The sequence below is a fragment of the Rahnella sp. P4_A8 genome (assembly GCF_056402435.1).
Genome location: NZ_JBFUHK010000098.1, coordinates 1 through 7,592, shown reverse-complemented (window position 1 = coordinate 7,592; position 7,592 = coordinate 1). Strand labels below are relative to the sequence as shown.

The following is a 7,592-nucleotide window of genomic DNA, read 5'->3' as shown; positions in this document are numbered from 1 at the left end:
TCGATGATCAAGTAATCTTTCGCAAACAAGTTCATCCCTTCGTTCTGGTCAAATGGGATGACATTGTCTACGTAAGGCAGCTTCTTGGAGATTATTTCTTTCAACGCCAATTTAGTAAATTGGCACTCACTCCAGATTATTACCCGAGGCATTGGGCCGCCTAATTATGTGGTTTTAAAAACGCTCAAATTCTGCCTCGTTAATCCGGGGAAGAATAAAGCACTCTCAGAAAGAGATAAGAAAAAAGAATGTTTAGATCCGCTCTAAATCATATTTAAAACTTTTCAGTATCTGTACGTAGAGTAATACGCAGCCGAAACTCTTCAAATCGTTTTTCTCGCTCATAATAAGACCTAACAATAGGTTTGACCGATCGATTTACACTTTCTTATCGTTAAATGCATGCCTGTTTTCTAGGCGCATTCTTACAATTATTCCTAATTAGTAATCAAAATGTGACGTATACGACGCTTTTAAGGTTAAGCGCCCCCAAAATCTAAGAACTATCTCAGTAAGAATCTCTCTCATTTAAACAACTCCATTAACACACTTAACTGTCTGTATTTTTGTTTTAAAACAGGATTTTTCACTTTTTTAAGTGTGATTTCAGATTTTGCTTTTTACGAAAACTAAACATTCAAATTTCATTATTGAGTCATTATCTGAAAAACCGCTCAAAAAAACTAACCTATTGCTCTTTTATACACATTTATGCATAGCGATTAACCGGGCCAGTAACCCCTAATTTACCCAAGAACATTCTTAACTCATAGGGTAAACAGAATTAATTCTTTATTTTCATGCAAATAATAATAATTATTTGATTATCCATGCCCGTTAATACCAAGACTATTCTTATAAAAATGCCTTTTTAACGTAAATTCGTGCAGATAAATCAGGGTAATTAGCATTTAAATCATTGTGGCTATCAGATAACTCGGATAAATATTAAAAAGTAAATTTTTCAATATGTTGAATTTACAGACAATTAAGAGAGGTGAATGCGCAATAAAAAACCAGCCTTTCGGCTGGTTGATGTTTTTTATGCGGGCTGCTGAAGCGCGGGAAGGTGAGCGGGTGAGTATTTTCTCTGCGGTAATATACAGGCCCCTGAGAGGAAAATATCCCAGGGGCTTGCCTTAACTCGCTTTGCGCCAGCGGCGGGTCAGCACTTTTTCTATTTCAACAATCACAAACAGCGCCACACCGATCATCAGGCCGATGATCCAATAGATGAACGGCAGCGGACGCGTACCGAACAGCGTGTTCATCAGCGGCACATAGATAATGATCGCCTGCAACGCAAACAGCACCAGGGTGACAATCCAGATGCCTTTATTGTGCAGCAGACCGCGGCTGAGCGAGAAGTTATCCGAATCGCGGCAGTTGATCATGTACACCCACTGCGCGGTAACCAGCGTCTGCAACAGCACGGTGCGGATGAATTCAGGTTCATAACCGCGCGGCTGCAGCCAGGCTTCCAGCATGAAGGCGCTGATGGAAATCAGCAGCCCGACAAAGGCCACGCGCCAGATGGCGTATTTATCCATGACGTGTGCGCTGACGTTACGCGGCGGACGGCGCATCACGCGGCTTTCAGCCTTCTCAAATGCCAGCCCGAAGGACAACGTGGCGGAAGTCGCCATGTTCATCCAGAGGATTTGCACGGGTGTTAACGGCAGCAGATTGCCCATCAGAATGGCGATAATGATCAGCAGCCCCTGCGCCAGGTTGGTCGGCATAATAAACAGGATGGTTTTTTTCAGGTTGTCGTAAACCCGCCGCCCTTCCCTGACCGCGTTGGCGATGGTGGCAAAGTTGTCGTCCACCAGGATCATGTCGGCAGATTCTTTGGTTACTTCCGTACCCTTAATCCCCATCGCAATGCCGACGTTGGCCTGTTTCAGCGCCGGTGCATCATTCACGCCGTCGCCGGTCATGCCGACAATTTCTCCGGTATCCTGCAACGCTTTGACCAGACGCAGTTTATGTTCCGGACTGGTGCGGGCGAAAATATCAAACTGCTTCGCCGCCGTTCTCAGTTGCGCATCATCCATATGCTCCAGCTCATAGCCGGTGATGGAATTCTCGCTGTTACCGATACCGAGCATTTTACCGATCGCCATCGCGGTTTCCTGATGGTCACCGGTGATCATCTTGACGCGGATCCCCGCCTGCTGGCATTCGCCAATCGCCACAATCGCTTCCGGCCGCGGCGGATCCATCATGCCGGCAATGCCGATCAGCACCATGCCGTGACTGAGTTCCGGATGATCGAGTGAAGCAACCGGATGATCGACCGGCTTCCAGGCCGCGGCCACCATGCGTAATCCTTCACTGGCATATTACGTGATCGCCGATTCCCAGTAGGCGTGATCCAGCGTCACCGCCCCTTCCGGCGTCTGCTGGAACTGACACAGTTTGAGCAGCACGTCCGGTGCGCCGGTCAGCATAATCTGCGACTGGCCGTTTTTCTCACCGGCCACCGCCATATATTTATAGAGAGAATCGAACGGGATTTTACTGCTGAGGTTAAACGGCAATTCTGGCAAATGTGCCTTGGCTGCCAGTACTTTCAGCGCCCCTTCCGTCGGGCCGCCGGTAATGCCCCAGTGCCCCTGCGCATCCTGCGACAGTGTACTGTCGTTACAGATATCTACCGTTCGCAGGAACTGGGTCAGCAAAGGCGAAGAATCCGCAGGCAGCGGCGACGCCGAACCGGCAATGGAAAAGCTGCCCATCGGCTCGTAACTGTTGCCTTCTACCGTCCAGACATTATCCGCCAGAATCACTGCCTTGACGGTCATTTCGTTCATGGTCAGCGTGCCGGTTTTATCCGAGCAAATCACTGACATCGCACCCAGTGTTTCCACCGTGGGCAGCTTGCGGATAATGGCTTTGGAACGCGCCATCGCCTGTACGCCGAGCGAAAGAATAATCGAAATGATCGCCGGTAACCCTTCCGGCACCGCCGCCACCGCCAGGCTGATCACTGACAGCAACAGCTCGGCAAACGGAATGTCGCGCAGCAGATAACCAAAAATCAGCAATGCCACCATCATGAACAGAATGATGACAAAAATGGATTTCCCCAGTTTATCTATCTGCACCAATAGCGGCGTTTTGTTGTCTTCAATGGAGGACAACATTTCATTGATATGGCCGAGTTCGGTCTGGCCGCCGGTGGCAAACACCACGCCGCTGGCGGTGCCGGAACTGACGGTGGTCCCTGAAAACGCGAGATTTTTACGGTCGCCAATCGACTTCTCACCTTCCAGCGCCCCGGTCTTTTTCGAAACCACGGTCGATTCGCCGGTCAGAATGGCTTCTTCGACACGTAAGTTATGCACGTCAATCAGACGTAAATCGGCAGGGATTTTGTCACCGGGGCGCAGCAGAACAATATCTCCCGGCACGATTTCATCGGTACCGACGGTGACCTGTTGTCCGCCGCGTAATACCAGCGCTTCACTGGAAAGCATATTCTGAATGCTTTTCAATGATTTCTCAGCATTATTTTCCTGGATGAAACCAATTAAAGCATTAATAACCGCCACACCTAATATTACCAGTGTATCAACCCAGTGCCCCATAATGGCCGTGACGACAGCGGCCGCTAATAATATATAGATAAGAATATCTTTAAAGTGCGAGATAAACTTAATAAACAGAGATTTACCTTCTTTTTGCGGCAGGACGTTAGGACCGTAATGGTGGAGTTTATTTTTCGCGTCTTCGGGTGAGAGCCCGTCAGGCCCGGACTGTAGCCCGGTAAGGCTTTCTTCTACGCTTTGCTGATACCACAGTGTTTCTGTTGTTTTATTCACGGAATATGGCGCTGGATTATTCATGATGCCTGACTCCTTGATCCCTGAAAGGGTTCATGAATGATGCGGGTAATGCAAGAATTGTGATGTTAATTTCTGGCAAGATACGTAAAGCTGTATAAACTATAATATACCGTGTTAAATAGTGTTAATTCCCGGCTTTGAAAAAACAATTAGATTAACAAAAACAACAGATAACCTGAGTCTCAATAAGAATAGGTCAGAGATATAATATATTGGCACAGCACATTAAATGTCCTTATATATTCTGTCTTAATTTATTATTTCGTGTGTTGTTTATGAGGGGAAGTATTATGGACATTCGTTTCTCTCCCGCTCTGCTCATCCTATTTCTGATAAGCGCCTGTGACCAGAAAGCCCCGGATACACCCTCCCCGCCCCGACAGGTTAAAATTGCGACGGCAGAAGCCGCCAGCCCGCTCAGCACCCGCGTTTTTCCGGCGCGCATTTTAGCCGGTGATAACACCGACATTGCTTTCAAACGTGCAGGCCAGTTGCAAACGCTGGACGTCCGCGAAGGCGAAGCGGTAAAACAAGGACAAATTCTCGCCCGGCTGACCAACAACGATGCCCGTCAGCGCCTTAACGATCGTCAGAGCGCCGCCACGCTGGCGCAGCGCCAGTTTGAACGTTATCAGACGCTGGCACGGCGCAACGTGGTGTCGCAGGCCGAACTCGAGGTGCATAAAGCCAGCCGGGATTCCGCCGCTGCCGCACTGAAAATTGCGCAGGAAGAACTTAACGATCTGAACCTCACAGCACCGTTCAGCGGCGTCATTGCCCGGCTGTCTGTGCGCAATCATCAGGTTGTTGCCGCCGGTCAGCCGGTGGCAACCATAAGCCGTTCCGACGTGCTGGATGTGGTGTTCAGCGTGCCGGAAAATCTGTTTACCAGCCTGGATGTACGCAATGTCGATTACCGCCCGCGGGTGCGTATCAACAACCTTCCCGACCGGGAATTCACCGCAACCTATAAAGAACACACCGCCAGCAGCGAAGCCAATACGCTGACCTGGCAGGTGACGCTGGTCATGCCGCGTCCGGAAAACTTCCCGGCGGTGGCCGGATTAAGCGGCACCGTCACGGTGAATCCGGCCAATCTCGCCACGGCAACGCCGGTCAGTACGCTGGTTATCCCGGTCGAAGCCGTTTTTAATCCGGACAGCAGCCAGCGTAATGACGCGCACGTCTGGGTAGTGGCCGGTGAAGGCGATACCCTGCACGTCGAAGACCGTAAAGTCACCGTCGGTGAGCTGACGTCTCAGGGCATTGAAATCACCGCCGGACTGCAAAAAGGCGACAGAGTGGTGGCGGCGGGCGTCGGGGAATTACACGCTCAGCAGCCGGTTCGCATCTGGACCAGAGAGCGGGGTCTGTGATGGGAATTAACGAAAGCTTCATTAATAATCCGACGCGCATCTGGCTGGTGATCCTGCTGCTCGGCGTGGGTGGGCTGATTGCGTTGTTCAATATCGGGAGGCTGGAAGACCCGGCGTTTACCATTAAAACCGCGGTGGTTGCAGTGCAATATCCCGGCGCGTCATCCCAGCAGGTTGAGGAAGAAGTCACGCTGCCGCTGGAAAATGCCCTGCAACGCCTGCCTTACGTCGATAATATTTCCTCGATCTCTGCCGTCGGCTTATCGCAAATTACCGTCAATATCGATTCCCGTTATCACTCCTCCGAACTGCCGCAAATCTGGGATGAACTGCGCCGCCGCGTCAACGACGCCACGTTGCAGTTTCCGCCCGGTGTCAGCCCGCCGTTTGTGAACGATGATTTCGGTGATGTATACGGCTATTTTTTCTCGATTTATGGCGACAACTTTAGCAACCCGGAACTGCGTAAATATGCCGAACAACTGCGCCGTGAACTGGTGCTGGTGCCCGGCGTGGGTAAAGTCGCGATTGGCGGCATCCTTCCTGAACAGGTCAACATTGAGATCTCACGGGCAAAAATGGCTGCTTATGGCGTCACATTGCCGCGCCTTGCCGACGTGCTGAATCGCCAGAATATGGTGTCAGATGCGGGCAGCATGACGGTCGGCAGCGAGTCGATCCGTTTGCATCCGACCGGTGGCTTTGAAAATATTGACGAGCTGAATAATGTGCTGATCAGCCCCGCCGGTTCGACGCACAGCATTTATCTGCGGGATATCGCCACCATCTCGCAGGGGATCACCGATCATCCGGGCAATATTTATCACGCCAATGGCCGTAATGCGCTGACCATTGGTGTCTCTTATATTCCCGGCGTGAATGTCATGAACATTGGCCGGGCGATAGAAGCCAGAATGCATCAGCTTGAAGCCGATAAACCGGCCGGGATCCAGCTGAAAGTGTTTTACGATCAGGCTGCTGAAGTGAAGAAATCCGTCGATGGTTTCATCATTAACTTCCTGATGGCGCTGGCAATTGTGGTCGGCGTGTTGCTGATTTTCATGGGATTACGCAGCGGGATTATTATTGCCGTGTCGCTGGCGCTGAACGTGCTCGGCACGCTGCTGATCATGTATTTGTCCGGCATCGAACTGCAGCGCATTTCGCTCGGGGCGCTGATAATCGCGCTCAGTATGCTGGTGGATAACGCGATTGTGGTGGTGGAAGGCGTGCTGATTTCGCGCCAGCAGGGTAACCCGCTGATGAACGCCATCTCGCAAATCATTAAGCGTTCCGCGCTGCCGCTGCTCGGCGCGACGGTGATTGCCATTCTGGCGTTTGCGCCCATCGGGCTGTCACAAGATTCGACCGGTGAATACTGTAAATCGCTGTTCCAGGTGCTGCTGATTTCGCTGATGCTCAGTTGGGTGACCGCGCTGACGCTGACGCCGGTCCTGGTGAAATGGGCCTTCGCCAATATGAAAGTGGCGGATAAAAAACCGGACGAACAGATTGACCCTTACGGTGGCAGGATATTTCGCGTCTACCGGCGGATGCTTTCCGCACTGCTTGCACACCAGGCCCTCACGCTCAGCGTGCTGGCTGCGCTGCTGGTGGCTTCGGTGTGGGGTTTCGGTTCCGTGCGGCAGAACTTTTTCCCTTCCTCTAATACACCGATTTTCTTCGTCGATTTGTGGCTGCCCTACGGCACGGACATTAATTACACCGCGCGCATCGCCGGTGAAATCGAAAAAGATATTAACAAGCAGGAAGGCGTGGAAAACACTGTCACCACCGTCGGTCAGGGCGGGATGCGTTTTATCCTCACCTACAACGGCCAGCGGCAATATTCCAACTATGCGCAAATTATGGTGCGCATGGATGACCAGCGGAAAATCGCCGCGCTGGCCCACAGCACCGAACAGAACATCCGCAATCATTATCCTGAAGTCAACGCCAGCCTGAAACGCATCATGTTCGGGCCGTCCGGTGACAGTGCGATTGAAGTGCGAATCAAAGGTTCCGATCCCGACCAGTTGCGTAATATCGCCAGTCAGGTGGATAAGATTATCCTCGATGACGGCGCGGCCGACGGGGTGCGTAACGACTGGCAGGATCGCAGCAAAATGGTTCGCCCGGTATTTTCGCCGTATCTGGGACGTGAACTCGGCGTGGACAAAGGCGAAACCGACAGCGCATTACAGATGAATTTCAGCGGCAGCACCGTGGGGATTTTCCGCGATGGCTCGACGCTGATGCCGATTGTTTTACGCCCGCCATCATCGGAACGACTGGATGTCGATCATATGGCCAATATCATGGTCTGGAGCCAGACGCGTCAGCAATTTATTCCGCTGAGTAACGT

The 7,592-nt window shown here is 51.4% G+C and carries 2 protein-coding genes and 1 pseudogene; 2 read left to right on the top strand and 1 reads right to left on the bottom strand.

The genetic code is table 11. The features are described from left to right. Positions 1 to 1,139 precede the first annotated feature (1,139 nt). Positions 1,140 to 3,851 (bottom strand): annotated as a pseudogene (locus AC1DUO_RS22595) (cation-transporting P-type ATPase). Between the two features lie 290 nt (positions 3,852 to 4,141). Here AC1DUO_RS22595 and AC1DUO_RS22590 point away from each other — a divergent pair. Then, positions 4,142 to 5,227 carry an efflux RND transporter periplasmic adaptor subunit gene (locus AC1DUO_RS22590; protein WP_015690378.1) on the top strand — a complete coding sequence of 362 codons (1,086 nt, stop codon included), beginning with the start codon at positions 4,142 to 4,144 and terminating at the stop codon, positions 5,225 to 5,227. Further along, on the top strand, positions 5,227 to 7,592 hold a 2,366-nt coding region (locus AC1DUO_RS22585), incomplete at its 3' end, for an efflux RND transporter permease subunit (RefSeq protein WP_477988847.1). The genes AC1DUO_RS22590 and AC1DUO_RS22585, both read left to right, overlap by 1 nt.